1 pseudogene is annotated in these 293 nt (G+C 72.0%); it reads left to right on the top strand.

What is annotated here, in order from left to right:
- Nucleotides 1-293 (top strand): annotated as a pseudogene (locus VR45_RS41780) (hypothetical protein); the annotation flags it as partial.

Genomic DNA, 293 nt, shown 5'->3' with positions numbered 1-293 from the left:
CAACGGCACAGCCGGCCTCGACGCGGCGGCCCACGTTCTGGACCGCGCCCGCAGCGAGATGGGCGGCGCCGGCCGCACCGGCGCCCCGCACGCCATGGCCGTCAACGAGACCGTCCTGGCCTTCGTGCGTGGTGGCAGCACCGCCGACGGCGCACCAGGCGGGATCGGCATGGTGACCTCCTGGTCGACTGAGACCGAGTTCACCCTCCCGGGAGGCAAGCGCAAGGTTCGACCAGACGCGGTGCTCCAGGCCCCGGAGATCGGTGTGCCCCTGCTGATGGTCGAAGTTGACC

The organism is Streptomyces sp. NRRL S-495 (assembly GCF_000966955.1).
In the GTDB taxonomy this organism is placed as follows: Bacteria; Actinomycetota; Actinomycetes; order Streptomycetales; family Streptomycetaceae; genus Kitasatospora; species Kitasatospora purpeofusca.
This window is presented reverse-complemented; position numbering and strand designations above follow the sequence as displayed.